General features: G+C 49.3%; 2 protein-coding genes and 1 pseudogene. 1 reads left to right on the top strand and 2 read right to left on the bottom strand.

Features of this window, described 5'->3' with window-relative positions:
- Positions 1–150 (top strand): annotated as a pseudogene (locus tag ACRDCA_RS03660) (RNA-guided endonuclease InsQ/TnpB family protein); the annotation flags it as partial.
- A gap of 682 nt (positions 151–832) precedes the next feature.
- Here the strand turns inward: ACRDCA_RS03660 and ACRDCA_RS03655 are convergent.
- Together ACRDCA_RS03655 and ACRDCA_RS03650 are read right to left on the bottom strand one after the other, a co-directional pair.
- Positions 833–1186 carry a type II toxin-antitoxin system HicB family antitoxin gene (locus ACRDCA_RS03655; RefSeq protein ID WP_438688336.1) on the bottom strand — a complete coding sequence of 118 codons (354 nt, stop codon included), beginning with the start codon at positions 1184–1186 and terminating at the stop codon, positions 833–835.
- Positions 1179–1457, bottom strand: coding sequence for a type II toxin-antitoxin system HicA family toxin (locus tag ACRDCA_RS03650; protein ID WP_438688337.1), 279 nt, complete (start codon positions 1455–1457; stop codon positions 1179–1181). Before ACRDCA_RS03650 ends, ACRDCA_RS03655 begins: the two co-directional genes overlap by 8 nt.
- Positions 1458–1721: the final 264 nt, after the last annotated feature.

The raw sequence follows: 1721 nt of genomic DNA, 5'->3' as shown, positions 1-1721 counted from the left end.
CAGGCTTGCGGATATACCGCGAATGCCGACATAAACGGCGCACGAAATATTTTAGCGGCGGGGCACGCCGCGTTAGCCTGTGGAGAAATGGCGCAGTCAGGCCACTCGATGAAGCAGGAACCCACCGAAATGATTCAGGCGTTAGTCTGAGCGTAGTAGGAATCCTCCGCCTTTAGGCGGGGGAGGATGTCAATTCGTGCCTGATTTAATATTCCAGAAACCGCCTCACCATACATCCCCCACAACGTATCTCTTCAATGAAATCCTTTTTAAGGGTCTCACGCAGTGTTCCCGTGTTAACGGCAATATTATGTATATTATTTGGGCTGATTGATGTTGTCATTGATTACCTCCATGCAGATTCTGTCTGATCATATACACTTAATGCCGTATCTGAGACTATCAAAATATAACCATCTGCAAAATGACGGCTAGCCCGCCCGGACGTAGCACAGCGTTGATGCATGGATGGCTGAAGGTTACAGTATCCCTTACCCGATGAATTTCAGGCAGTTTTCGCCTGCTTACGGACAGAATACGGCCGTGCCACCGACAGAAGACGGTTCACCACCGCCACTCTGATGGCGGCTTCGGGCCCGTAAAACCCCTGGCCCCTTACCTAAAGGATCGTGATTCTGTGCCCGCACCGCTCGCCGCAGTCTCATGACCGAACGTCAGTGAGCGAATGAGCGAGGAAGCGGAATATAATCGTAAATTAAAGGGGAGTGCCTTACACACCGGGGTTAAGGTGAGCTTATCTGCCTCGCGGTGCTCGTTGGTCAACCCCGGGTAGCCACAAAAGCCAGTTTTGTTACTGCCCGGGGTTCCTGAATCAGCGGGCGATCAGCTCCCGCTCCAGTAGCTCGACTATGTACTGGTTTTTTGACACAGAGTGCGCGGTTGTCGCTGCATTTAAACGGGCTTCCAGCCAGCCAGGGTAACGTAGCGTAAATGATTTTACCCGGTCGTTGTCTTTGAAAGGTTTAATCCCTTCTTCTCCGCAGGTTTCCACGTATTCAGCTAACGAAATAACCCCTTCTTTTTCCAGTCCCTCAATGCTGTCTGATACGAAGTCGCAATAGCCGGTCACGTCCAGAAACTTACCGCGAAAGGCTTTAATTTCGGCTTCGTAGGTAACCGAGGCCGGATGGCCGTCAATCGTCATAATGTTATTGCCCTTAATCATGTTCCACCCCTATTACATCTTCGAACCATTCACGCAGGCTGTTTACTGCGCCTTTGTCCATCACGTTACCTGGATGGGGCTGATGTGTTTGATAGACTGACCCCATGAGTACAAATTTGCGACGCGATCCGCTGCCGTTCCTGACCTTTCCCCCCAGCTTGTTTATCAGGCTGACCACATCATTCCACTGTATCCCGGACTTTGGCGGCGTGGTCAGTACATCGGCCAAGGTTTTACAGTGCCTGGAACTCAGTTCCTTAACCTTAATCATCATTCATCCCGTTGACGTCAATGCATGACGTTATTTTATACCTTACACGCAATGACGTCAATAAATGACGTCATTGCGGGAAAATAGAAATCAGCACCTGTAATGTCTTGTCTTTGTCCTTTTTTTTTGTCTACCCGATGTTGAAATGTCACCCTGGTTTCCAATTTTAAAATGTCACCTTTTGCTGCAGATTTAAAAAGAGAAGGGCGTTAGCGTTTGAGGCTTGCTCTGAATTCTTCAGGGTTGGCCAGAACTGGATTGATG

The sequence above is a fragment of the Serratia sp. (in: enterobacteria) genome (assembly GCF_051654945.1).
Taxonomy (GTDB): Bacteria; Pseudomonadota; Gammaproteobacteria; order Enterobacterales; family Enterobacteriaceae; genus Chania.
This window is presented reverse-complemented; position numbering and strand designations above follow the sequence as displayed.